The 24,675-nt window shown below is 71.8% G+C and carries 19 protein-coding genes; 7 read left to right on the top strand and 12 right to left on the bottom strand.

Going from position 1 to position 24,675, the window contains the following annotated elements:
- Nucleotides 1-235 precede the first annotated feature (235 nt).
- The 5 genes from EV148_RS07425 to EV148_RS07445 all read right to left on the bottom strand — a co-directional run bounded on the left by EV148_RS07425 (nt 236) and on the right by EV148_RS07445 (nt 6,456).
- Nucleotides 236-2,521, bottom strand: coding sequence for a TonB-dependent receptor (locus tag EV148_RS07425; protein WP_131995880.1), 2,286 nt, complete (start codon nt 2,519-2,521; stop codon nt 236-238).
- A 241-nt stretch (nt 2,522-2,762) separates the two neighbouring features.
- Nucleotides 2,763-3,872, bottom strand: coding sequence for an S-(hydroxymethyl)glutathione dehydrogenase/class III alcohol dehydrogenase (locus tag EV148_RS07430; protein WP_131995883.1), 1,110 nt, complete (start codon nt 3,870-3,872; stop codon nt 2,763-2,765).
- Between the two features lie 84 nt (nt 3,873-3,956).
- Nucleotides 3,957-5,027: a beta-propeller fold lactonase family protein gene (locus tag EV148_RS07435; protein WP_338419054.1), complete on the bottom strand. Its 1,071-nt coding sequence runs from the start codon at nt 5,025-5,027 to the stop codon at nt 3,957-3,959.
- Complete coding sequence (locus EV148_RS18890) at nt 4,973-5,467, bottom strand: c-type cytochrome (protein WP_241988016.1); 495 nt, start codon at nt 5,465-5,467, stop codon at nt 4,973-4,975. The genes EV148_RS07435 and EV148_RS18890 overlap by 55 nt, the downstream gene beginning before the upstream one ends.
- A gap of 5 nt (nt 5,468-5,472) precedes the next feature.
- Nucleotides 5,473-6,456: a chorismate transformation FkbO/Hyg5 family protein gene (locus tag EV148_RS07445; RefSeq protein ID WP_241988017.1), complete on the bottom strand. Its 984-nt coding sequence runs from the start codon at nt 6,454-6,456 to the stop codon at nt 5,473-5,475.
- A gap of 101 nt (nt 6,457-6,557) precedes the next feature.
- Here EV148_RS07445 and EV148_RS07450 point away from each other — a divergent pair, with 101 nt between their 5' ends.
- Nucleotides 6,558-6,845: a phosphopantetheine-binding protein gene (locus tag EV148_RS07450; RefSeq protein WP_131995889.1), complete on the top strand. Its 288-nt coding sequence runs from the start codon at nt 6,558-6,560 to the stop codon at nt 6,843-6,845.
- 165 nt (nt 6,846-7,010) lie between these two features.
- Here EV148_RS07450 and EV148_RS07455 read toward each other — a convergent pair whose 3' ends face one another.
- Nucleotides 7,011-8,330 (bottom strand): NAD(P)/FAD-dependent oxidoreductase, encoded by a 1,320-nt coding sequence (locus tag EV148_RS07455; RefSeq protein WP_182518453.1) that lies wholly within the window; start codon nt 8,328-8,330, stop codon nt 7,011-7,013.
- A 202-nt stretch (nt 8,331-8,532) separates the two neighbouring features.
- Between EV148_RS07455 and EV148_RS18650 the strand changes: the two genes are divergently transcribed.
- From EV148_RS18650 to EV148_RS07475, 5 genes are read left to right on the top strand one after another with little or no spacing between them, the layout of a single operon-like run.
- Entirely contained in the window at nt 8,533-9,288 is a 756-nt protein-coding gene (locus EV148_RS18650) for a COG4648 family protein (protein ID WP_182518452.1), read from the top strand.
- Nucleotides 9,285-9,563 carry an ApeI family dehydratase gene (locus EV148_RS18655; protein WP_182518451.1) on the top strand — a complete coding sequence of 93 codons (279 nt, stop codon included), beginning with the start codon at nt 9,285-9,287 and terminating at the stop codon, nt 9,561-9,563. Before EV148_RS18650 ends, EV148_RS18655 begins: the two co-directional genes overlap by 4 nt.
- Nucleotides 9,560-10,537 carry a lysophospholipid acyltransferase family protein gene (locus tag EV148_RS07465; RefSeq protein WP_131995892.1) on the top strand — a complete coding sequence of 326 codons (978 nt, stop codon included), beginning with the start codon at nt 9,560-9,562 and terminating at the stop codon, nt 10,535-10,537. The genes EV148_RS18655 and EV148_RS07465 overlap by 4 nt, the downstream gene beginning before the upstream one ends.
- Nucleotides 10,479-11,117, top strand: a complete 639-nt coding sequence (locus EV148_RS07470) for a LolA-related protein (protein WP_131995895.1) — start codon at nt 10,479-10,481, stop codon at nt 11,115-11,117. Before EV148_RS07465 ends, EV148_RS07470 begins: the two co-directional genes overlap by 59 nt.
- A gap of 25 nt (nt 11,118-11,142) precedes the next feature.
- On the top strand, nt 11,143-13,449 hold the full coding sequence (locus EV148_RS07475) for an MMPL family transporter (protein WP_131995914.1): 2,307 nt from the start codon (nt 11,143-11,145) through the stop codon (nt 13,447-13,449).
- Nucleotide 13,450: 1 nt separating this feature from the next.
- Here EV148_RS07475 and EV148_RS07480 read toward each other — a convergent pair whose 3' ends face one another.
- Complete coding sequence (locus tag EV148_RS07480) at nt 13,451-14,506, bottom strand: hypothetical protein (protein WP_131995917.1); 1,056 nt, start codon at nt 14,504-14,506, stop codon at nt 13,451-13,453.
- A 184-nt stretch (nt 14,507-14,690) separates the two neighbouring features.
- Nucleotides 14,691-17,015, bottom strand: coding sequence for a winged helix-turn-helix domain-containing protein (locus EV148_RS18660; protein WP_199222737.1), 2,325 nt, complete (start codon nt 17,013-17,015; stop codon nt 14,691-14,693).
- 80 nt (nt 17,016-17,095) lie between these two features.
- Here EV148_RS18660 and EV148_RS07490 point away from each other — a divergent pair, with 80 nt between their 5' ends.
- Entirely contained in the window at nt 17,096-17,548 is a 453-nt protein-coding gene (locus EV148_RS07490; RefSeq protein WP_131995920.1) for a hotdog family protein, read from the top strand.
- A gap of 19 nt (nt 17,549-17,567) precedes the next feature.
- Here EV148_RS07490 and EV148_RS07495 read toward each other — a convergent pair whose 3' ends face one another.
- From EV148_RS07495 to EV148_RS07510, 4 genes are all read right to left on the bottom strand, one after another.
- Nucleotides 17,568-18,761 (bottom strand): cupredoxin domain-containing protein, encoded by a 1,194-nt coding sequence (locus EV148_RS07495; RefSeq protein ID WP_158287366.1) that lies wholly within the window; start codon nt 18,759-18,761, stop codon nt 17,568-17,570.
- Between the two features lie 152 nt (nt 18,762-18,913).
- Entirely contained in the window at nt 18,914-21,280 is a 2,367-nt protein-coding gene (locus EV148_RS07500; protein WP_131995925.1) for a M56 family metallopeptidase, read from the bottom strand.
- Nucleotides 21,270-21,659: a BlaI/MecI/CopY family transcriptional regulator gene (locus EV148_RS07505; protein ID WP_131995928.1), complete on the bottom strand. Its 390-nt coding sequence runs from the start codon at nt 21,657-21,659 to the stop codon at nt 21,270-21,272. The genes EV148_RS07500 and EV148_RS07505 overlap by 11 nt, the downstream gene beginning before the upstream one ends.
- Nucleotides 21,660-21,807: 148 nt before the next feature.
- On the bottom strand, nt 21,808-24,639 hold the full coding sequence (locus EV148_RS07510; RefSeq protein ID WP_158287367.1) for an outer membrane protein assembly factor BamB family protein: 2,832 nt from the start codon (nt 24,637-24,639) through the stop codon (nt 21,808-21,810).
- Between the last annotated feature and the right edge of the window lie 36 nt (nt 24,640-24,675).

Consider the following 24,675-nt stretch of genomic DNA (forward strand, 5'->3'; position numbering starts at 1 on the left):
ACGGCGATCGCGCCGTGCACGAGGCCGTCATGCCCGCTCGAGCGGGCGTCCAAGGGTCTTCGTGGAAGAAGGCGACGGATCGCGCCGCGACGCATCCGCTCATCTCGCGCACGCATGCGCGAGCGCCGTATCGTAGTGATGCCCCGGGTGCGGTCAAGGCTTGCTTTGCCGCGCGTTTCACGGTTGGCGCACGGCGGCGGCGACGCCGCGCGCAGGGCGCTGCGCGGTCGTGATGTCACAGCGACAGCCGCAAGCCCACCCACGCACCGCGCGGCGCCGCGGGGCCGAGGAAGCGCGGATCATCGAATCCCGCGAACACCTCGCCCGGATCGCCGAGCGTGCCGAACGTGACGTAACGGCGGTCGAACACGTTGTCGACGCGCGCGAACACGCTCGCGTGCGCGTTGAGGTTCCATTCCGCGCGCAGGTTCACCACCGTCCAGCCGCCCGTGCGCGGCAGGCGGTTCGCCTCGTCGCCGCGCACGTACTGGCCCGTGTTCGCGACCACGTCGCCGCCGAGCGACCATGCCGGCGTGAGTGCGAAATCGGCGCCGAGCTTCACGCCCGCGCGCGGCAGGCCCGGGATGCGGTCGCCGCGCCGCACCGCGATGAGCCCGTCGTCGTCGGCGTCCGGGTGGTTGGCGCTGTTCTCGACGAAGGCGCTGCGATAGGTCGCGTCCAGCCACGTCGCATTCGCGTACCACGCGAGGCGCCGCCCGAACGACGTGCCCGACACGCCTGCCTGCACGCCCTGCCGGCGCGTGTCGCCGACGTTGGCGAAGAAGCCTTCGTTCGACTGCGCACCGCCCGTCGCCTGGAACAGGATGTCGTCGGTGTTGGTCGTGCGGAACAGGCCGATGCGCCAGTCGAGGCGATCATCACCACGGCCTTGCGCGACTGCGCCGCGCAGCCCCGCTTCCCAGCCCTTTGCGACGACCTGCTGCAGCGGCGGGTCGCTGAGGAACTGGTTCGGCAGCTTGCACGGCGCATCTTCGTCCGCACAGGTGAGCTCGACCGGCGTCGGCGCGCGCGTGGATTCGCTGTAGCCCGCATACGCGTTCAGTGCGTCGCTCCAGCGCCAGGTGAAACCCGCGGCAGGGTTGATGCGCGAGAACGCATGGCGGCCGTCGAGATCGGGATTCTCGCCGCCGAGATCGGCGATCGTCGTGCGCGTATGGTTGCCGCGCGCGGACAGCGTGAGGGCGAGGCGTTCCGTCACCGACAGCGTGTCGGTCGCATACAGGCCGAGGCTGCGCGTGCGGCTGCGCACGCTGAGTGCATCGGCGGGAATGAACAGCCCCGAGTCCGCCGAGGTGTGGCGATCGGCATCGAGGACGGCCGCCTCGACCGCGGAATCGAAACGCAGGCGCCCGTCGTTCGCATCGAGGCCGACGACGAGCTGGTTCTCGCGCCCCGCGAGTGGCGCATCGATCGTGAACTGCATGGTGGCGCCGCTGCTGCGCTGGCGGCGCCGGCTGATGTTGTTGATCGCGTCGAACATCGCCGGCAATGGCACGCCATGCTGGTCGAGCACGGGCTCGCCGTCGTCGTCGCAGAGGATCGCATCGTCGTCGTCGCATTCATCGAAGTCGCTGCCGTCGCCGTTGTACGAGTGCGTCGTCACGGTGCGATGGAACAGCGTGAACGAGAGCTTGGCATGCTCGGAGACGTCGACCGAGCCTTCGCCGCTCGCGAGGTTCATGCGGTTCGCGGTCTCGTCGGGCGCGGTGAATACGGCTGGCCAGCGCCCGGCGAGTTGCTGCACGGGCGCGGGGCCGTTGCCGGTGAGGTCGGTGTCGCCGTGGCCGAGGTGCAGGTCGAACGTCGCCGCGTCGCCGCGCCACGACAGCGTCCCGTAGACGTTCTTCGCGTTCGACGGTGACGCGTCGCGCCAGCCGTCCTCGTCGAAGCGGCGGCCCATGAGGTACCAGCCCCATGCGCCGGTATTGCCGGCCGTCTCGAAGGTCGCGTCGCTGCGGCCGAACGAGCCACCGTGCAGCGAAACGCGCGTGCCCGGGTCGCTGAAACCGCTCTTCGTACGGATCGAGATCGCACCGCCGAGCGTGTTGAGGCCGAAGATCGGGTTGGCGCCGGCGAGCAGGCTCATGCGTTCCATCGCGGCGTCGGGCACGAGGTCCCAGTTGACCGTGTCGCCGAACACTTCATTGACGCGCACGCCGTCGAGGTAGACCGACAGGCCTTCGGAGCCGCCGAGCAGCGGCGTCGCCGTGTAGCCGCGGAACTGCAGGTCCGGTTGCAGCGGACTGTTCTGTGCCGCGTTGCTGCTGACGCCGGCGAGATGGCGATCGAGGTAGTCGGTGAGGCTGGTCACCTGCGCACGCGAAAACGCGGCGTCGTCGATCGACTGCACGTCGTAGGGCAGTTTCGCCGCAGGCAGCTCGGTGCCGGTCAGCGGCGTGACGCCGACGACACGCACGAGGTCGAGCGCGTCGACGTCCTCGTCGGCGCGCTGCTGCGCATCCGCGGCTTCGACGCGCAGCGCCGCGAGCACGAGGAGCATGAATGCGGCGCCACGCCGCGCGCGCTGCGCCGATTGCACGCCCGGCCCGCGGATACGTCGGGCGCCTTGGCCGCGTGTCCCGCGATCGCTTCCATCAGCGACGGCGACAGGCCGTCGCAGGGTTCCTGGTACAGGACGAATGTTCCCGACCTCCGTCATCCCCGCGAAAGCGGGCATCCCTTGCCTTGGACCGACACATCGATCCGTCGCGTGCCCACGACCGCAGGCACCGCCATGACGTCTAGTACCGGATGACGGAGCGGATGACCTTGCCCTCGTGCATGAGGTCGAACGCATGGTTGATCTGCTCGAGCGGCAGTTCCGCCGAAACGAACTCGTCGATCTTCAACTCGCCGGCGAGATACCGGTCGACGTAACCGGGCAGCTGGGAGCGGCCCTTGACGCCGCCGAACGCGGAGCCGCGCCAGACGCGGCCGGTGACGAGCTGGAACGGGCGCGTCGAGATCTCCTGGCCCGCGCCCGCGACGCCGATGATGATCGATTCGCCCCAACCCTTGTGGCAGCACTCGAGCGCCGAGCGCATCACGTTGACGTTGCCGATGCATTCGAACGAGTAGTCGACGCCGCCGTCGGTGAGTTCGACGACGACCTCCTGGATCGGCCGGTCGTGGTCCTTCGGGTTGACGAAGTCGGTCGCGCCGAGCTGGCGCGCCATCTCGAACTTGTCCGGGTTGGTGTCGATCGCGAGGATGCGCTCGGCCCTGGCCATCACTGCGCCCTGGATCACCGACATGCCGATGCCGCCGAGGCCGAACACGGCGACGGTCGATCCCGGCGTCACCTTGGCCGTGTTGAGCACCGCGCCGATGCCGGTCGTGATGCCGCAGCCGAGCAGGCAGACCTTGTCGAGCGGCGCGGCCGGATTGACCTTCGCGAGCGCGATCTCCGGCAGCACCGTGTGCTCGGAGAACGTGCTGCAGCCCATGTAGTGCAGGATCGGCTTGCCGTCCAGCGAGAAGCGCGACGTGCCGTCGGGCATCAGGCCCTTGCCCTGCGTCGCGCGGATCGCCTGGCAGAGATTGGTCTTGCCGGAACGGCAGAACTTGCACTGGCCGCATTCGGGCGTGTAGAGCGGGATCACGTGGTCGCCCGGCCTCACGCTCGTGACGCCCGGGCCGACCTCCTCGACGATGCCACCACCCTCGTGGCCGAGGATGACCGGGAACAGGCCCTCGGGATCGGCGCCCGACAGCGTGAACGCATCCGTGTGGCAGACGCCGGTGGCGACGATGCGCACGAGCACCTCGCCCGCGCGCGGGCCTTCGAGGTCGACCTGCTCGATCGACAGCGGCTTGCCCGCTTCCCAGGCGACGGCGGCACGGGTCTTCATCGATCACCTCGTAAAAACGATCGGCGCCGGACGGCGCGGGGTGCGCATTGTCGCGCCGCGCGCGCCTGCCGCGAAAGGGGCTGCTCAGGGCGCGATGACGACGCCCCAGGGCAGTTCGCCGACGGCGATCTCCTTCATCACCTTGAACGAGCGCGTGTCGATGACGCTGACCGAGTTGGAGCGGCCGTTGGCGACGTAGAGCTTGCGCCCATCCGGCGTGATCGCCATGTTCCACGGGCGCTTGCCGACCGCGATCTCGCGGATGACGGCGCTGCTGGCGACGTCGATGACGGTCACGCTGCCGCTGCCGTTGGCGACGTAGACGCGCTTGCCGTCGGGTGCGACCGTGACGCCCGCGGCACGGTCGGCGGTCGCGATCGTCGCGATCTTGCGGCGCGCGTCGAAGTCGACGAGGTCGACGCCGTTGGCCGACTCCTGCGCGACGTAGAGCATCGACGAGCGCGGCAGGAACGCGGCGCCGCGCGGATGGCCCGCGGTCGCGATCGAGCCGACCGATGCGCGCGTGGCGAGGTCGATAACGTCGAGGTCGTTCGAACCTTCGTTGCTGGTGACGAGGTACTTGCCGTCGGGCGAGAACTCGCAGTGTTCGGGGTTGCGCCCGCGCACCTTGATGCGCGCGCTGATCGCGAGCGTCGCCGCGTCGACGAGCAGCACCTGGTGCTGGCCCTCGGCGCAGATCGCGATCGTGCGATCGTCGGGCGACAGGCGCACGCCCTCGGCGTCGGCGCCGATCGCGACCTTGCCACGCACCTGGTCGGTCGCGGGATCGAGCACGACGAGCTGGTCGTGGCCGGCATCGACGACGTAGAGTGTCCTGCCGCGTGCATCGACGTCGAGCGCCTGCACGCGGTCGCCGAGCGCGCCGCCGGCGGTCAGCGTGCGCACGACCGTGTCGGTCGCGGTGTCGATCACCGAGATCGAACCGCTCTTCTGGTTCGGCACCCAGGCGAGCGGCGCCGCGGCGGTCGTGCCGGCGACGAGCAGCAACGCGGCGGCGAGCAGGCGCGGAAGATGGACGGACATCGCGACTCCGGCAAGACGGCAGGGACGGACACGATACGCGCTCGCGCGCGCCGGCGTCACCGTGTCGCCGGCTCCGTCGGCGCCGCGTGCGCATGGTTCGCGCGGATCCACGCGATCAGCTGCCAGGTTTCCTGCTCGCTGAGCGCGCCGCCGAACGGCGGCATGTCGCCGGCGACCTTCTCGGCATCGCCGCGCACGTAGCCGTGGGCGCGCATCGCCATGCTGCCTTCGCGGATCAGGTGGTAGAGCGTGGTGTCGTCGTCGCCGTAGACCCAGGCGTCGTTGACGAGCGGCGGGCACATGCCGCCGCCGCCCGCGGCGCCGTGGCAGCCGGCGCAGGCCCTGCCCGCGAACAGCGCGCCGCCCGCGGCGATCGCCGCGGCGTCGCCTTCGAGCGGATTGCGCAGGCGTGCGAGCCCGTGCTCATTGCTGCCGCCGGCCCTGGCGGCGTCACTGACGGGCTCGGGACCGGGCGGCGTTCCGCATGCCGCGAGCAGGGTGGCGCAGGCGAGCGCGAGCAGCGCGCAGCGTGCGGTGCGGCGCCGCAGCACGAGGCTCAGTCCCCGAGCACGTGCACGCCGTCGACTTCGACCAGCAGCTCGCGCCGGCAGATGTCGCCGCCGAGCAGGACGAGGCCGCCGAGCGAGGGCAGGCGCGCGTGCAGCATCGCGGCGACGTGCGGCGCATCGGCTTCGCGGCGCACGTACGCCTTCATGACGCTGTGGCCGTCGAGCCCGGGCGGACGCGCGCCCGCCTCGATCGCGAGGCTCTGCAGGTTCGCGATCGTCTCGTCGAGCTGCGCGTCGATGTCGCCGGCGTGGCGCGAGGCGTGCCCGACCACCGCGGCGGTGCCGGAGATCAGCAGTTCCGCGCTCGCGGTGCGCATGCCGCGCGCGAACGTCGGCGCGGTCGGGCCGTATTCGCGCGGATAGCGCCACGCGCTGACCTGGCGCGGGTTCTCGACCGGCGTGCCGGCGTGGCGCGCGGCGAGGCCGTACACCTGCAGGCGACGCACGCCGTCATGGCGGCCGATCGCGGTCGCGGCCGGGTAGCGTGCGGGCACGTGCGCGTCCATGCCACGCGCACGTCCGGCGCAGAAGCGCCGGTAGCGTTCATCGTCGCCGTCGCCGAGGTTGATCGCGTCGAGGTAGTTCCACAGGCGCAGGATGTGCGGCGTGTCGCTCGCGGCGACGAAGGGGCCGAGGCAGGCATATGCGTGTTCGGCTGCGCCGCCGATGCCGCCGTGTGCGGCTTCGTCGACCTCGATCGCGAAGAACAGGTGTTCGCCGTCGCTGCTCCAGGCGAGTTCGCCGTCGCGACCATGGCGCACCGGCGCGACGCCGCGCCAGACCTCGAACGGTGCCACCTCCGCCGCGAGTGGCTCGAGGCCGACGCGCAGTACGCGCGGATCGTCCGACGCGGGCGCAGCGCGACCGAAGCCGATCACCGCGAGCACGTCGTCCGCGGCGAGCAGCGCGTCGAGCGCGGCGTGCTCGTAGCGAATCGCGAGCGGCGCCACCGGCGCTGCATGCAGGCTCATCGGGGTCGACATCGGTGCCGCGCGGGTTCGGATCGGAAAGGGTCGCGGATGATACACTGGCCCGACCGTCACTGCCTGCAATACCCGAGCCAGCGCCCGCCATGACCGATCTCGCCACCGCCCAGACGCCCGCCGAACAGGAACTCGCCCGGCTCATCGTCGACAGCCTGAACATCGACTGGATCAAGGCGGAAGCGATCGATCCGGAAGCCGCGCTGTTCGGCGGCGACCTCGGCCTCGACTCGATCGACGCGCTCGAACTCGCGCTCGCGGTGTCCAAGCGCTACGGTTTCCAGCTGCGCTCGGACAATCCCGACAACCGCACGATCTTCGGCAGCCTGCGCGCGTTGTCGGCGCACATCGAGCAGCATCGTGCGCGGGAGTCGTGATTCGGGATTGGTGATTGGTGATTCGGGATTGGTGATTCGGGATTGGTGATTCGGGATTGGTGATTCGTGAAAAGCATGCGGGCGCTTGGCTTTTCAACCAATCACAAATCCCCAATCACGAATCCCCAATCACGAATCCCCAATCACGAATCCCCAATCACCAACTCACGCCGGATCCACCGGCGTATTGCCGCCAGTGAACGCGACCTTCGCCTGGCGGCGGCGCTCGCCGAGTTCGCCGAGCCAGCGGCGCAGGTTGGCGAGGCCGACCGTCGCGTAGATGAGCTTGAACAGGTGCAGCCGGCGCATCACCGGGGGGCTGTCGAAGACGTCGCCGGCGAGCATCGAGATCACGCCTTCCTCGACGCGCCAGGTGTTGCGCGGGCTCGCGAACAGCTTGCGCATGACGGGTGAATTGAAGCGGTAGATGAACCACGAGAACACTCGCACGCCGCGGCGGATGCGCTTCTCGAAGTCGGCCTGCAGCGCGCGTTCGCGCGCCGGGTCGTCGAGCGCGGCGCCGACCATCGCGGCGGCCTGCTTGCCGCTGTGCATCGCGAGGTAGACGCCGGACGAGAACACCGGGTCGACGAACGCCCATGCATCGCCGACCATGACCCAGCCCGGGCCGTGCATGCGCTCGCAGGTGTAGGAGTAGTTGCCGGTCACGCGCACCTCGGACACCATCTTCGCGCCCTGCATGCGGCGCACCGCGTCCGGCATCATCGCGAGGGTCGCGAGCAGGAACTCCTCGTTGCGGCCGCGCCGCCGCTTGAGGTATTCGGGGCGGCACACGCAGCCGATGCTCATGATCCCGTCGCGCAGCGGGATGAACCAGCACCAGCCGTGCTCGAAGTTGTAGATGCTGATGTTGCCGGCGTCCTCGCCGGGGCGCGTCTCGACGCCGCTGAAGTGGGCGAAGATCGCCGCGCTCTGGTGCGCGTCGTTCTTGCGCTTGAGCTTGAGCGCGTTGCCGAGCAGGGTGTCGCGTCCGCTCGCGTCGACGAGGTACTTCGCGCGCACGACGAGCTCCTCGCCGGCCGCGTCCTTCGCGCGCGCGACCACCTGGCCGATGCCGCCGAGCTCGACCTGCTCGACCTTGACGTTCTCGCGCGCGTCGACGCCGTTCTCGCGCGCGTGCTCGAACAGCATGCGGTCGAATTCCTCGCGCTTGACCTGGAACGCGTGCGGCGGCGTGTTGCCGAGCGCGCGGCGGAAGTGGAAGGTCTGGTAGTTGCCTTCCTTCGACGGGAAGTCGGCGCCGAGCTTGAGCACGCCGAGCGCGCGCACCTTGTCCATCACGCCGAGCACGTCGAAGATCGGCAGGTTCGACGGCAGCAGCGACTCGCCGATGTGGAAACGCGGGTGGCGGTCCTTCTCCAGCTGCACGACGTGGCGGCCCTGCTTGCGGAGCAGCGTCGCCACGGTCGAGCCGCCCGGCCCGCCGCCGACCACCAGCACGTCGCATTCGATCGTGTTCGCCATCGCCCGCGCTCCTCACCCGAAGTCGGCCGAGTCTAGCCGGAACACGAGCCGCTGCACCGACCATTTGCGGCTACCTGCGCCGCAGCGTCGCGACCGCGCGCCGGGCCGACGGCGCGCGCGACGCAGCGGCCGCGAAGCGACGTGGACGCATGCTACAGTCCGGGCGCACTTTCCTGCCTCGTCGTCGCGCGTGTCCGTTCCCGTGTCCCTGCCCGCTCCCGCCGTTACGCCCGAGACGCCGGCTCGCCGCTCGCGCCTGCTGCTCGCCGGCGTCGCCGTGTACTTCCTGCTCGCGCTCGCGGCGTGGTCGAGCGGTCGCGGCGGTCTCGCCGCGCTCGCGGTGTTCGTGCTCGCGGGCGCACTCCTGTCGCCGGCGTTGCGCCGGCGCAGCCTCGCCGCCTGGGGCGCCTGGGGCGCGCTCGCATTGCTGCTCGGCCTGCTCGCCGCGCGTGGTGAAGGCCTGCTCGCGCTCGACGCGTTGCCGATCCTCGTCAATGCGGCGCTGTGCGCGCTGTTCGCGAGCACCCTGCGCCACGGGCGCGAGCCGTTGATCGCGCGCTTCATCGCGATCCTGGAAAGCCCCGAGCGGCTCGCGCTGCCGCGCGTCGCCGCGTATGCGCGCCGGCTCACATGGGCGTGGGCGCTGCTGCTCGGCGCACAGGCCTGCGTGCTCGGCGCGATCCTCGGCCTCGTGCCCGGCGGCGTGTTCGCCGCGTTGGGCGCCACCCCGCCGGCCGCGTTCGCCGCGCCGGGCTGGCGCTGGTACCTGCACGTCGGCGGTTACGCGCTCGTGCCGCTCGTGCTCGTGCTCGAATACGCGTATCGCCGCGTGCACCTGCGCGGCGTGCCGCACGCACCGCTGCCGCTGTTCATCGCGCGCGTCGTGCGGCGCTGGCCGGTGCTGCTGCAGGGCATCGCCGCGGATGCGGACGATCCGCGCGCGCGGGGTGCGCGATGACGATCGCAGTGCGCATCGAAGCCGACCATCCGAGCCTGCCGGGCCACTTTCCCGGTGACCCGGTCGTGCCGGGCGTCGTGCTGCTCGACCGCATCGCCGCCGCGATCGAACGCGATGGCGGCACGCTGCGGCGCATCCATTCGGTCAAGTTCGTCGCGCCGCTGCGCCCGGGCGAGGATGCCGTGCTCACGCTCGCGCGCGACGGTGCGCGCGTGCGCTTCCGCATCGAGCGCGACGGCGTCGCGATCCTCGGCGGCGAGGGTGAACTCGCATGAGCGAGCACTGGAGCGCGCGTCCCGAAGGCGGCGGCCGGTTCGCGATCTGGCTGATCCGCACGATCGGCCTCAAGTGCGGGCGCGGCGTCGCGCGCCTGTGCCTGCTGCCGATCACGCTGTACTTCTATTTCCGCCGCCCGTACGAGCGGCGCGTGTCGTATGCGTTCCTCGAACGCGCGACCGGCCGCCGCGCGAGCGCGTGGCAGGTCATGCGGCACATCCACCGCTTCGCCGGCACGATCCTCGACCGCGTGTTCCTGCTCGCCGAGCGCTACGCGCGCTTCGACGTGCGCATGCATGGCCTGGAAGAACTCACCTCGCGCATGCATCCGGATCGCGGCATCCTGCTGCTCGGCGCGCACGTCGGCAGCTTCGAGGTGCTGCGCGTCGCCGCGGACGCCCGCCCCGGCATCAAGGTGCGCGTCGTGCTCGACACGCAGAAGACGCCCGCGTTGACCGAATTGCTGCACGCGCTCAACCCGGAAATCGGCCGCAACGTCATCGACGCCTCGCGACCGGGCACGGAGATCGTGCTCGCGCTGTCCGAGTCGCTCGCCGAAGGCGCGCTCGCGACCCTGCTCGCCGACCGCGCGCGCGAGCACGAGGCGACGATCGACGCCGAGTTCTTCGGTGCGCCGGCGCGGTTCCCGACCGCGCCGTTCCTGCTCGGCGCGATCCTGAAAGTGCCGATCGTGCTCTGCCTCGGCATGTACCGCGGCGGCAACCGCTACGATCTCTACTTCGAGCCCCTCGCGGACGAGCTCGCGCTGCCGCGGCGCGAGCGCGAGGCGGCGCTGCGCGAGGTCGTGCAGCGCTACGCTTCACGGCTCGAACACCACGTGCGGCAGGATCCCTACAACTGGTTCAACTGGCATGACTTCTGGAATCCCGAAGGCCGCGGCGTCGAGGCGGCTGGTGCCCACGCTGCTCGCGGCATGGGTCGCGACGACGTCGTCGTTCGCGGCGCCGGCTGACAAGAGCCCCGATGCGGCAGCGCTCGTCGCGGCCCTGCGCCGCGACGTGCCCGCGCGCACGCCGTACACCGAAGTGCGCTTCTCCGGCCTGCTCGAGCGACCGCTGATCCTGCGCGGGGAACTCGAATACCTCGGCCCCGGGCGCCTCGGCAAGCGCGTCGACACGCCGTACCGAGAGCAGACGCGCGTGCAGGACGGAGAAGCGAGCGTGCAGCGCGGCGATCGCCCGCCGCGCACGTTCTCGCTCGGCCAGGCGCCCGAGCTCGAAGGCTTCCTGCGCGGCTTCGCCGCGCTTCTCGGCGGCGATGCGGCGACGCTCGCGGCCGACTTCACGCTGTCGGCGAGTGGCGACGCGCACGCGTGGCAGCTCGTGCTGAAGCCGCGCGACGCGCGCCTCGCGCGCCGCGTCGGTGAAATCCGCGTCGACGGCAGCGGCGATACGCCACTCTGCTTCGTCACGCGCGAGGGCGATGGCGACGTCGCGGTGCTGCTGGTCGACCGCCTCGCCTCGGCGAAGCTGCCCGCGCGGCCGTCGCAGCCGCAGCTCGAAGCGATCTGCCGTTCCGGCGCCGCGCCGTGACGCGGACCGCGCGGGCCACCTGCTGATGCGCTCGCGCGTCGCGCTGCTCGCCGTCTGGCTGCTCGCGCTCGCGGCGCTCGCCGCGTTCGCGTGGCACACGCTGCGCATCGGCACCGACCTGCGCAGCTTCATGCCGCCGCCGCAGACGCCGGACCAGAAGCTGCTCATGGAGCAGATCGGCGAAGGCCCCGGTTCGCGCCTGCTGCTGCTGTCGATCGATGGCGCACCCGAGGCGCGGCTCGCCGAACTCAGCCGTGGCCTCGCCGCGGCGCTGCGCGCGGACGCCCGTTTCGAGCAGGCGATCAACGGCGCCTTCGACCCGTCCGCGCTCGATGAAAAGCTGTTGCCGTACCGCTGGCTGCTGTCGCCGACGCTCGATACGCACGCGCTCGATGCGGAGTACCTCGCCGACCAGCTCGGCCAGCGCGTCGAGGACCTCGCTTCGCCAGCGGCTACGTTGCTCAAACCCTTGCTGCCGCGTGACCCGACGCTCGAAGTGCTCGCGCTCGCGCAGCGCTGGTCGCCGCCGAAGGCGCCGATCGTGCGCGACGGCGTCTGGTTCTCGTCCGACGGTGCCGCGCTGCTGCTCGCGCAGACGCGCGGCGCCGGCTTCGACCCGGCGGTGCAGGGCGCGGCGATCGATGCGCTGCAGGCGGCGTTCCGCGCATTGCCCGATGTGGGCGCGGCGAAGCTCACGATCAGCGGCCCGGGCTGGTTCACCGTGCTCATCAACGAGCGCACGCGTGGCGAGGCCGATCGCATCGGCTTGGTCAGCACGCTCGGCTTCGTGCTGCTGCTCGTGCTCGCCTATCGCAGCCTGCCGGCGCTGCTGCTCGCCGGCTTGCCCGTGCTCAGCGGCGGCCTTGCGGGCATCGCCGCGCTCGCGCTGCTGTCCGGCAGCGCACACGGCATCACGCTCGCGTTCGGCTTCACCCTGCTCGGGGTCGCGCAGGAATACCCGATCCGCGTGCTCAGCCATCGCCGCGCGGGCGAGGATGCGCTGGCGAGCGTGCGCGCGCTGTGGCCGCTGCTCGCGACTGCGATCGTCTCCGCGGCGATCGCCTACCTCGCATTCCTCGCCTCCGGCGTGACCGGCCTGCAGCAGCTCGCGGTATTCACGATCGCCGGCCTGCTCGCGGCCGGTTTCAGCACGCGCTACCTGTTGCCGCGCGTGCTGCCGTCGCGTTTCCACGACGTCGCCACGCATGCCTGGCTCGCAGGCGCGGTGCGCGCGCTCGACGCGCTGCCGCGGCCGCGCTGGCTGCCGTGGCTGCTCGCCGCACTCGGCCTCGTCGTGCTCTGGCGCGCGCCCGGGCCGACATGGGAGAACGATCTCGCCGCGCTGACGCCGGTGCCGCAGGACCTGCTGCTGCGCGATGCGAAGCTGCGCGGCGAACTCGGTGCGCCGGACGTGCGTTACCTGCTCGTGCTGCATGCGGCCGACGCCGATGGCGTGCTCGCATTGTCCGAATCGATCGAGCCTCGCCTCGACGCGCTCGTGCAGGCGCACGTGCTCGACGCGGCCGAATTGCCGAGCCGCTACCTGCCGAGCCTCGCGACGCAGCGCGCGCGGCAGGCGAAGCTGCCCGATCGCGCGGCGCTCGAGCAGGCGCTCGCGGCGGCGGGCGCGGAGCTGCCGTTCCGCGCCGGCCTGTTCGCGCCGTTCGTCGACGACGTCGAGGCCGCGCGCACGCTCGAACCGCTGACGCCGGCCACGTTCGCCTCGTCGCCGCTCGGCGCGCGCCTCGCCGCGATGCTGGTCGCGCGCGAGGATGGCTGGCTCGGCCTCGCGACGCTGTCGGGCGTGCACGACGCGGCCGCGCTCGATGCGTTCGCCGCGTCGACGCACGGCGCGGTGCGCCTGCTCGACCTCAAGGCCGCATCGGAGTCGCTCGTCGTCGCCTACCGCGAACGCATCCTGCGCGCGCTCGGCCTCGCGCTCGGCCTGCTCGCGCTGACCGTGGTGGTCGCGTTGCGCAGCATACGGCGCGCCTGGCACGTGCTCGCGCCGATGACGCTCGCGACCGTGCTCGTGGTCGTGGTCGAGCGCGCGAGCGGGCTCTCGCTGTCGCTGTTCCACCTCGTCGCGGTCACGCTCGCGGCCGGCCTCGGCCTGCACTACGCGCTGTTCTTCGAACGTCCGGTGGCCGATCCCGCCGAGGCGCGCCGCACCCTGCACGCGACGCTCGTCTGCGTCGCGTCCGCGTTGCTCGTGTTCGGGCTGCAGGCGCTGTCGTCACTGCCGGTGCTGCGCGCGATCGGCCTCACCGTCGCGCTCGGCGTCGGCTTCCACTTCTGCCTGTCGATCCTGATGGCGCGCGCGCGCCGCTGACTCAGCCGTCGAAGCCGTCGGCGAAGATCGCGTCGCCGCCGATCGGCACGAGCCTGAAACTCAGCACCTCGTCGTCCGCGGTGACGCCCATGCCGACGATGACGCCGCTGGCGTTGATCGCGCGCGCGATCTGGAAGCGCGCGAACGGGCCGTGGGCGTCGACGACGTCGTAGAGGTCGTACACGGTGCCGTCGCGCTGCACCCAGGCCTTGAGGCCCGGCACGCAGCCGCTCGCGCTGCCGATGCCGGCGCTGCCGACGATGACGCCGGACGCGTTGATCGCGGCGGCGCAGCCATTGTCCTGGTCGAGCGTCGCACCGGGGATCTCGCTGAAGCTGCCATCGGCGGCGAACACGACCGGCACGAGTTCGGGCGCCTCGACCGCGAGGCCGAGTCCGACCGCGACGCCGGCGTCGTTGATCGCCGTGGCGATGCTCGGGAATTCCTCGGTCATGCCGCTCATCGCGGACACGCTCGCGAGGCCGACCTCGCCCGTGATCGCATGCACGTTCGACGAATGCTGGTTCCAGTGGCCGACGAGCGTGCCGCCTGCGTTCACCGCGGTCCAGCGCGCCTGCTGGAATTCGACGTTCTCGTCCTGCACGCCGTAGTCGACGAGGCCGCCCGCCGGGGTCCAGACGAACGCGCGCTCCTGCGCCGGCTGGCCGAAGCCGCCGACGACCTCGCCGCCGTCGCCGATGTCGATCGCCTCGACGAACGCGCCCGGGCCGGCAGTGATGACGGTCGGCTGCGGCGACGCGGCGGGGTCCCAGAGCAGGCCGGCCTGCGGATTCTCGTAGTCGTTGAAGGTGCCGATAACCTGGCCCGCGTTGTTGATCGCGGCGGCGGCGCCGTCGCCGGGGCCCGGCAGCGCGAGGTCGTGCAGGGTGCCGTCGGCGTCCCACAGCGCGGCGCGCGCATTGAAGTCGGCATCGAGGTAGCGGCCGACCACCTGGCCGGCGTCGTTGATGTCGCGCGCGATGACCGCGCTGCCGCCGGGCGCGTCGAGCGTCACGAGGTGGTACAGCGGAGCCGGCGTGCCGGCGAGCGCAGGCATGCTCGCCGCGAGGGCGAGCACCGCAGGCGCGGAACGGAGACGCGAAACGGGACGGAGTGGACGCAGCATCATCGGGACCTCGGAAACGGGAGACGGCAGGTGGTGCCGTCCCGACCATCCACGAACGCGGCGCCGGCGGCATGTAAAAACCATGTATCGGTCGTGTAACGCGCGTGATGCGGCCTCAGCGCAGGGCCGTCTCGAGCGCGGCGACGCTGCGTTCGCCGGCGAGCGCGCGAGCCCGCGCGAGCGCGCCGTCCGCGGCGGCCGGCCGGCCGAGCGCGTGGTAGACGAGCGCGGCGCTCCATGCCGCGCGCAGGTCGCGATCGGCCCAGGCCGCGATGCGCCCGTGCACCGATGCGGCCTCGTCCGCGCGGCCGGCGGCGACCAGCGCGCGCACGTACGGCGCGCCGACGCGCACGAGTTCCTCCGGCACCGCGCGTGCGGTCGCCCGCGCCATCGCATCGGCATAGCGCCGCAGTGCGAGTTCCGGCCGCCGCTCGGCCTCGGCCTGTTCCGCCCCGGCGAGCGCGAGCAGTACCTCGGCGCCCGGGTCGGCGGCGACGCCGTCGCCGGGCGAGAGCACGCGCGCGCGCAGCCGTTCGAGTTCCGCCGCGGCGTCGGCGACCGCGCCGGCGCGCTGCAGCGCGCGGATGCGCACGCACCACGCCTGCACGTACTGCTCGTGGTTGAACGCGTCGAGCACGGGCGTGAGCGCGCCGGCGGCGTACTCGGCCGCGCGCGCCGGCTCGCCGCGCGCGAGCGCGATCTCGCCGGACAGCGATTCGGCCAGCGCGCGCGCGATCGCGTCGGCACCCGGATCGCTCGCGTCGCGCAGGCGCGCGAGCAGGACGTCCGCCTCGTCGAGGCGCCCGCTGCCGGCGAGTGCCGCCGCGCGCGCGAAGGTGAACTGCCAGCGCCGGCGTGGATTGCCGTCCTCGTTGCCGGCCGCGACGAACGCCGCGCTCGTCGCCAGCGCGCCGTCGTGGTCGAGCAACGCGAGCTGCGCCTCGACCAGGGTCACCTCGGTCGCCGCGAGCGCGTCCACGGCGGCGAGCGCGCGCAGGCGCGTGCGCACGCGCTCGAGCAGCGGCAGTGCCGTCGCGGGCTGGCCGCGCTGCATCGCGTTGATCGCGAGGTTGAGGTCGATCGCGGCGACGCCGAGCGGATCGTTGCCGGCCTCGAACAGGGTGCGCGCGCGGCCGAAATCCGCCGCTGCCTCCTCCAGCCGCGCACGCTGGCTCGCCACGCCGCCACGGCCGAGGTAGGCATGCGCGAGCACGTCGGGCGCGTGCGCGTCGCGCGCGATGCGGATCGCGTCGGCATAGGTGCGCTCGGCGTCGTCGAGGCGCGCGAGGCGGAACTGCGCCGAGGCGAGCGTGTTCGCGACACGCGCGCGCAGGCCGGCGTCCGCCTGCGCCGGAAGCTGCGCCAACAGCGCCGCGGCCTGCTGCACGCTTTCGTCATAGGCGCCGGAATAGAACGCGAGCTTGGCGCGGATCAATGCGATCTCGGGGCTCGCCTGCAGGCCTGCCGGTGCCTGCTCGACGAGTCGGCGCGCGACGTCGAACTGGTTGGCGAGCAGGGCGGCGTTGGCGCGCTGGCGCAAGCTCGCCACGGCGAGCGCATCGTCGCCGCGGTCATCGGGCGGCGGGGCATGGCCGAGTTTGATCAGCAGCTCGGCGGCGGCGTCGCGCGCCGCGCGCAGCGGGTCGGCCGCGCGTGCGTCGATCGCGAGCTCGCGCGCCTCGCCGCGCGCCTCGAGGCGCAGGTGCCATTGCCCGTGCTCGCGTGCGATGCGCGGCGAGATGCGCCAGGCTGCGGGCAGGTCGACGCCGCCGTCGCCGCGCGCCTGCACCTGCGCGACCACGGTTTCGCTCGGCGTCGTCGCGAGCCCGCCCCGCCGCAGTTGCGTCGCGACGAGGTCCATGAGGCCGAGGCGCAGCCATGCCCATTCGGCATCGGCATCGACCTGCACGGGCAGGACCAGCGCGCTGTCGGCGGTGGCCGGCAACGCCGGCGAAGGCGCCGCGGCCTGCTCGCGCGTGCGCCAGACGATCGCGGCGAGGGCGACGGCGAGCACGACGCCGACCACCACTGCGACGACCCCCTGCGACGCACGCGCGGGCACGGGCGCGGCAGGCGGCGCGACGGCCAGCGCCGGTGGTGGCGCCGGCGCGGGAGCTGCTGGGGCCGCCGCTTCCTCGACCGTGCCGGGCATGACCCAGCGATAGCCGAGCCGCGGCACGGTGCGGATCACGCGCTGCGCGTTGCCGTCGTCGCCGAGCCGGCGGCGCAGGCGCACGATCGCATGGCTGAGTGAAACCTCGCTGACGTCGACCCGGCCCCAGACCGCGGCGGCGAGCTCGTCACGGCCGACCGGCCGGTCGCGGTGCCGGACCAGGTGGATGAGGCAGTCGATCGTGCTGAGCGGAAGGTCGACGCGTTCGCCGTTCTCGAACAGCTCGCGTGCCTGCGGATCGAGCCGGAAAGCGCCGAAGCGAATCAACGGTGTTGCCATCGCACTAGGTTAGCGCGGATCGCGGCGGTGCCGGGCAGGCATAATCGCGACCCCGATCGAGGCAGGCCATGCAGGTTTCCGACCCTTCCGCGTCCGGCTGGCGCCGGCTCATCCCGCACGCGGGCACGATGTGCCTGCTCGAGGAGATCGTCGCCTGGGATGCGGCCTCGATCCACATGCGCACGTCGACGCATCGCGGTGCCGGCCATCCGCTGCGCAGCGATGGTCGCCTGCGTGCGCTGCACCTGTGCGAGTACGGCGCCCAGGCGATGGCCGTGCACGGCGGCCTGGTCGCGAGCGCGCGGGGTGCGGCGGCTGCGCCGGGTTATCTCGTGTCGTTGCGCGGGGTCGATCTTTCGGTCGAGCGCATCGACGATCTCGCCGGTGTGCTCGACGTGCGGGCCGAGTGCCTGCTCGGTGACGGCGGCAGCTGGCAGTATGCGTTCCGCGTCGAGCACGACGGCGTCGTGCTCGCGCAGGGTCGTGCTGCGGTGATCGCGAAACCGCCGGCGCGCGGGTGAGCGCGCGCCGGCGTGGCCGTCAGAGCGTGCAGCCGGCCGGGACCGGGGCGAGGCGCGCGAGGTCGAGCGTGCCGGAGAGGCCGGCATGCGGGCCGGCGGTAAAGGTGTAGTCCATCGTCAACGACGTGCAGCTGTTGAAGACGAGGCTGGCCGTGCCGACGCGCGTCGTGGTGGTGTCGGCGTGCTGGTCGAACAGGCCGCCGGTGGACTCGTAGATGCCGACGTCCTCGACGTGGGTGAAGCCGGGGCTGACCGCGGCCTGGAGGGTGTACCAGCTCTGCGCGGGCGCCCCCGCATCGGCGGCGGCGTTCGGCAGGTAGGTGTACCAGGCGGCGAACAGGACGCCCTGGGTGGCGTTGACGTCGAAGACGAGGCCCTGGCCGCTGCTGGCCGGGTCGTACCAGGTGCCGCCGAGCAGGTAGTTGCCGGGGTTGCCGGGCGTGCTGCCGGTGGGCGTGCAGGCGAGGTTGCCGAGCAGGCGGGTGAGCGGGATCGTGCCGTGGCGGCCGGAGCCGTCGGTGAAGCTGTAGTCGAGGCTGGCGTGGTCGCAGTCGTCGAAGTGGAAGGTGACTTCGCCGACCGGGTGGGTGGTGGTGGCCTGGGCGGAATCGAAGCTGCCGCCGAGGGTCTGGTAGACGGCCATGGTGGCGGAGTCGTCATTGCCGACCTGGCCCTGGACGGTGTACCAGCGCAGGCCGCCGGCGGCAGTGGTGTCGAAGGTGAACCAGCCGCCGAAGAGCAGGCCGGTGCCGGCGGCGTAGAAGTCGGGGAAGACGTCCATGACGACGCCCTGCGACTCGGTCGCGGCATTGGCCCAGGAACCGGCGATGCCGTGCTGGTTCATCGTGAACGCGGGCGGCGCCGCGCCTTCGACGGTGATCGTGCCGGTCATGCCCATGTCGCCGTGCACTTCGCAGCGGTACGGATGCACGCCCGGCGCGTCGAACGACACCGTCGCGCTCCACGTGTTGTTGCTCGGATTGCCGTTGCCGTTGCCGACGCCGTCACAGCCCTGTGCGCAGCGGAACGAACCGTCGTCGGCCGAGGCGTTGTGGAAGCCGCCCGCATTCGTGAAGGTGACGGTGTCGCCGACGTTGATGGTCAACTGGGCCGGGCTGAAGCGGTTGCTGCTGACGGTGACGGTGTGATTCTCTGCCTGCGCCAGACCGGCGAACAGAAGGCAGAGGATGGGAAACGCGGTGCGCATGCGCATGATGGACTCCGTGCGGGTGGCGGACATTCATGCGTGGGTACCGGCGGCGCGCCGGAAGGTTGCATCGCACGACGACGATGCGCCCGCGCGTGCCGGCGCGGGCGTCGCGTTCGTCGGCGGTACGCGCGCGCACCGCCGCGGTTGCCGCGGGTTCAGCCGGCGAAGCGGTCGAGCGCGCGTTCGGCCTCGCCGCGGTCGAACGTGCCGAGGTGGCGTGCGACATCGCGATAGCGCGCGACGAGCGCGGGATCGTTCGGCATCGCGTGCGCGAGTGCGACGAGCACGGTGCGGCATTCGAAGTCCGAGCCGATCGAACCGGCCGCATCGAGCACCGCGCGCGCGCCGGCCACGCCGAATTTCGGCGCGCGGATCAGCGCGAGCAGCGCCTCGCGCCGCTCGAAGTCCGAGCCGATGCCCGCGCTCGCGGCCGCGTAGTCGGCGGCGATGCGTTCGGCGTCGCGCACGCGGCCGACCGCGTCGACGAGCAGGCTGCGCCGCTCGAAGTCGGAACCGATCGTCGTCGACGCGTCGATCACCGACGCGAGCGTCGCGTCGTCGAGTTCGTGCGCGGCGAGCAGCGCGGTCAGCGTGCGCCGGTGCTCGAAATCCGAGCCGATGCCGTTCGCGGCGGCGAGCCACGCCGCGCGCAGCGACGGGTCCGGCGCGAGCGACGGCAACAGTCCGGTCAGGAGCTCGGCGCGCTCGAAGTCGGATCCGATCTTGCGCGCCTGCGCGACCACGAGCTTCTGCTGCTCGGCGTCGAACGGTCGCGCCGAACCCAGCGCACCGAGCGCGTTGCGCTTCTCGTAGTCGGAATCGATGCCGTCGACGAGGCCGATCGCACGCGTGACCTGCGCGCCGGAGAGATGGCCGATTCCGGCGAGCAGCTTGATGTAGACGCCGCGCGCGTAGCCGGAGCGGATGCGCGCGATCTCGTCGAGCACGGCGTCGGCGCCGCCGCCCGCGTGGATCCGCTTCACGCGCGCCTCGGCGCCGAGCGCGCTCTCGCGTACGAGGCCGGCGATCGCGCCGGCGACCCAGGCGCGGCCCGCGGCATCGATCGGCTGCTCCTGCTCGTTGACGAAGTAGCGCTGCACGAGCTTGCCGCCGTTGCTGCGGTACTCGATGCGTCGGTCGAGGCCGGGAGCCGACTCCTCGAACGTCGCGCTGCCGCCGTCGGTGAGGCTGGCGACGTCGTCGTCGCGATCGTTGAACGCGATCTTGCCCTTGATGCGCGCGCGGTACTCGCGGTCGCCGTCGCCGACCTCCACGTAGGTGGACTGGCCGAGCACGCCGCCGTCGCTCGAGATGTGGATGCGCGAGGCGCCGTCCTTCGGCGGCGCTGGCGGCGCCGGGGGCGCGGGCGGCGCGGGTGGGGCCGGAGGAGCCGGCGGCGAGGTCTGCGCGACCGCGGTGAAACCGGGCAGCAATGCGGCGGCGAGGATCAGCGCGGCGCTCGCCGCGAACGCACGCAGGCGCGAAGGAGTCGTGTTCATCGGGTGGCCTTCGATCAGGTGTTCGATGCGTTGCAGGAGCGGCGACTCGCGCTGCGCCATCGCCGGCGCGAGGGCGAGGTCGTCGCCCCCGACGTGGCGGCTCGCGCATTCGGCGAGGCATTCGGCGAGCGGGCGGCCGTCGCCGAGATGGCGCGCGGCCCACGCATCGCACGACAGCTCGGCGATCTCGTCGAGGCGCCGCCGTGCGAGCAGCGCGAGCGGCAGGAACCAGAGCAGCGCGCACCACGCCGCGGTCGCGAGCTTCCACGCGGGATCGCGCCGCGCGAGGTGCGCGGTTTCGTGCGCGAGCATCGCGCGCAGTTGCGCGCGGTCGAGCAGTTCGAGCGCCCAGCACGGCAAGGCGATGCGGCGGCCGTGCGCGGCGATCGGACTCGCCAGCGCGGCGAGCGCGGCAAGGCGTGGCGTTTCGATGTGCGCGGCGCGCGCGAGCGCGTCGGCGTCGCGGGCAAGCGCCGCGTCCTCGAGCGGCGTCGCGTCGCGCAGCGCGCGCGCGAGGCCGAGCCAGGCGAGGCCGAGGCGTCCGAGCAGGAGCAAGGCGCCGGCAAGCCACGCCGCGACGAGCACGCGTGGCCAGCCCGGCCAGACGCGCGCGAACGACGCGCGGGCCGCGCGGTCGACGACCGGCGCGTCGGTGCGTGCGCCGTCGCGTGCGAGCGCGGCTGCATCGTGCGACGCGGACGTACGCCGTGCATCGACGGACGCGTCGGTCGCCTCTGTCGCATCGACCGGCACGGGCGCAGCATCGATGCGCGTCGCGGCGACCTGCACGGCGGCCGCGGCATCGCCCTGCTCGAACGCGAAGCGTGCCGCGAACGGCGACGACAATGCGAGCTGCGCGCTCGCGCTGAGCGCGCCGCCGAACAGCGCGACGCGCCAGAGCAGTTCGCGCCACGCCGGCAGCCGGCGCAGGACGGTGCGATCGAGCAGCCATGCGATCGACAGCATCGCGCCCGCGTGCAGCGCGAACGTGAGCAGCCAGGCGACGAGCGGATCAATCTTCATCGCGACCTCCGCGGGCGAGCCGGCGCCGCACCTTGGCGAGATCGCCGGGCGCGATCTCCGATTCCTGCACGAGGTGCGCGACGAGCTGGCGGGCGTCCCCGCCGAACAACGCGCCGAGCAGGTCGTCGACCATCGAGCGGCGCACATCGGCTTCGTCGACGAGCGCGCGATAGAGCAGCTGGCGGCCGTCGCGCCGCTGCGCGACGACGCCGCGCTTCTCGAGTCGCGTGAGCAGGGTCGCGACGGTCGTGTGCTTGAGCCCGCGCGCGTCGCCGAGCTCTGCGGCGACGTCGGCGGTGCTCGCCTCGCCGAGCCGCCACAGCACGCGCATGAGCGCGATCTGCAACTCGCTGAGGCTGACGTCCTTCGTCCGCGCCATCGGCGTCCACTCTCTACAGTCGTAGTACTACAGTTGTAGTAGATCGACGCGGCCGGCGCAACCTGCCGGAAGTCATGTGCTCCCGATGCACGCGGGAACGCGTGGGTCGCAGGCTCCGGCCGGGCGGACGCGGGTGCGACAGGCGGCGCTAGCGCGCGTCGAAGCCGTCGACGAACAGGCTCGTTTCCGCGGTGGCGAAATTGTTGCGCAGGTCCGATTCGCCGAGCGCGGTCGAGCCATGCACGTACGCCGATAGCAGCGGACGCGCCGGATACCCGAGCACGCCCACGCTGCCGCTGATCTCGATCGACCCGCCGGGCGAGACGTCGAACGTCGCGCGCACGTCGCCCGAGTCGACGTCGACGACGCAGTTGCCGGCGGCGCTGGTCGTGCATGCGGGTGCCGTCACGCCGCTCGGCCACGGCATGTGCGCGAACACGGTCGCACCCTGCACCGCGGCGTCACCGGTGTACGTCGCGCGCAGGTGGAAACCCACGCTGTCCCCGACGGCGGCGCTCGCGCGATCGAGGTGCGCTTCGATCGCCAGGTCGCCGTGCGCGGTGGTCGCGAGATCGAGCAGGGCGATCCCCGTCGTCGCCGTTTGCGGCGCGTGCGTCCTGTAGGTCTGCACGAGGAAACGGTCGGCGTCGACCTGGCGCAGCAGGTCCTGGTCGGTGAGTTCGCCGTACGGGTCTTCGTCGTAGGCGGCGAAGAACTGCTCGTCGGACAGCACGCCTGTCTGCAGGTCGAAATGCGCGAACGACTTGAACGAAGGCAGTACCGTCGCGCGCGGGTGACGCCAGAGCTGCAACACGAGGTTTCCGCCCGCTTCCAATTCGGCGCGCAGGATCGACGTGCGTTGCGGCGGGACGTCGGTACCGATCAGCCATTCGTCGACGGTGCCGCTGCCGTCGTTGTGGAAGCGCCGCAGCAGTGCGCGCGAGCCGAGCGCGCCGTGGATCAGCACGTCGCCGCCCGGCAGGACGATCGGGCCGTTCTCGAAGCAGAGATCCTTGCAGCGCGCATGCGCGACGCTGCGGTCCCACACGACGGCGCCGGTGGCGGCATCGAGCTTCGCCCACGAGGTGCCGGAAGCGGTCTCGCCGAACACGACGACGTGCGTGTCGTCGACCTTCAACACGTGGCGGTCGATGCCGTAGCCGGCATACAGCGACGACGACCATGCGACTGCGCCGCTGGCGCTGGACAGGCCCTCGAACGTCACACTGCCGCCGGACGGCAACGTCGAAACCACGTGGTCGGTGGCGAGCACGAACTCGCGCGTCGTCCGACTGCCGTCTTCCAGGCCCTCGCGCCACGCCACCTGGCCGTCGCCCGATGCGAGCTTGTAGATCGCGGCCTCGTAACAGACATTGCCGTTGCCGCAGGAAGCGCCTTCGCTGGTCGAGACGAACACGTTGCCGCTGTCGTCGAGTTGCGGCTCGTAGACGGTCGTGCAGACGCGCCCAGGGTCGGTCAGCAGCGCACTCCAGAGGCGCGCGCCGTTCGCCGCGTCGTGCAGGGAGACGCGAGCGCCGGATGGCGACCGGATGCAACCCTGCTGCTGCAGCGACGACGTCGTCGCGACCTTGCCGGCGTGTTCGGCGAGCGCGAGCCAGGTCGGATACAACGGCCCATCGGCACCGAACTCGGTGACGGGGTCCGACATCTGCCAGGTCACCGCGCCCGTCGTCGCGTCGAGTTTGCGAAGCTGGATATCCACCGTCGACGCGTGCTGCGACGCCGACGCGGTGATCGCGTGTCCGGCATCCGGCGCGATGCTGGCAACGAGCGTGCGTTGCGGCACCGTCGGCGTCGGTGGCGTCGCGGCCGACGCGCCATTGTCGAGACGAATCCGCTGCAGGAACAGCGGCGCGCGCTGGTAGTGCCCGTAGGGATGGCCGACGATGAAGAACACGCCGCCCTGGAGCCCGCCCATGTCGTCGAGTGCCAGGTCGTTGCCGTAGGCGTCGGTCGACGGCCGCGAGATCGACCATGAGGTGGCACCGCTCGCCGCGTCGACGGCGACGAGCTGGGCATTGCTCGACAGGACGAGCTTGCCGCCGATGACGCTCGCCGGATAACCGGGATTGGGCAACGCAGTCGTCCAGCGCGCCTGCCCCGTGTCCGCGGCGAAGCGCCGGATGTTCGCGACGCTGGCGACGATCGGCTCGCGCGTGCCGTCGTCGCTGGCCAACACGATGTCGGACGCGTAGATGTCCTGCGTCCACGCGACACCGCCATCGCCGACCCGACGTGCGCGCAACAGATCGCCGAAGCGTTCGAACAGCATCGTCGCACCGACGCCGACGATGCCTCCCTCGCCGGATGCGGCGCCGCTGACGTTCCATTGCTCGGTGCCGGCGGCGTCGAACTTGATCGTGCGCAACCCCGTCGCCGAACCCGCCGTCACGTACAGGCTGCCGGCGGCGTCCGCTGCCACGCTGATGCCGGCTCCGGCTCCGTTCACGACGCCTGCGATGATGGGCCGCTGCCAGACGACGTCGCCGGTGGCGGCGTCCATCACGGTCAGGAAGGCGGCGTCCACCGCGGCGATGCGCGTGTTGCCGACCTCGACGAAATGCAGCGCCGAAATCGAACGCGACCAGGTCTTCGATCCGCTCGGATCGATCCGCAACAACTGCGATTCGGCACTGCCGGTCGCCAGCATGTACGCGCCACCATCGGCGGTTGCGGTCATTTCCGGGGTGGAGTAGAGGAGGGGGGAATCGACCGACCAGCGCAGCGCGCCGGCAGCGTCGAAGCGCGCGTACATCGGCGACTGTCCCTCGACGAGCACGCCGCCGTCCGCACCGAAAGCGACCTTCTGGTCGGGCTGGCTGCGTGGCCAGCCGAACGTCATCGGCGCCGACGAGAGCCAGTCCTGCTCCCAGGCGAACCCGGCGTGCGCGGCGCTGCTCGCAGCGAACACCGCGCCGGCGAACAGGCCGGCGATCCATGACGTCGGTCGACCAATCATCCTCACATCCCCTGACAGCGGACCCGCCGCGCAAAG

It is taken from the genome of Dokdonella fugitiva (assembly GCF_004342425.1).
GTDB classification, from domain to species: Bacteria; Pseudomonadota; Gammaproteobacteria; order Xanthomonadales; family Rhodanobacteraceae; genus Dokdonella_A; species Dokdonella_A fugitiva.